We start from the raw sequence: 242 nt of genomic DNA on the forward strand, positions 1-242 counted from the left end.
GCCGCAATGCCATTTAAAACACCCATAATATTAATATCTAGCATTTGACGCCATTCTCCTTTTGGTGCTTCAATAAGAGGCGCCGTTGGCATAACTCCTGCATTGTTAAAAAGAACATCAATTCGTCCATATTTTTCCATTGTAAGCTTGATTACACGCTGAACTTCCTCTTCTTTCGTTACATCTGCTTGTTGCACGAGAATCGTTGCTTCAGGAAGTTCTTTTTTTATAGCAATTAAACG

General features: G+C 38.4%; 1 protein-coding gene. It reads right to left on the reverse strand.

The features are described from left to right. Window positions 1-242: SDR family oxidoreductase (locus tag QP752_RS11330; protein WP_284805554.1), on the reverse strand; the 242-nt coding region annotated here is incomplete at both ends.

It is taken from the genome of Corynebacterium sp. UMB10321 (assembly GCF_030228725.1).
GTDB classification, from domain to species: domain Bacteria; phylum Actinomycetota; class Actinomycetes; order Mycobacteriales; family Mycobacteriaceae; genus Corynebacterium; species Corynebacterium pseudogenitalium.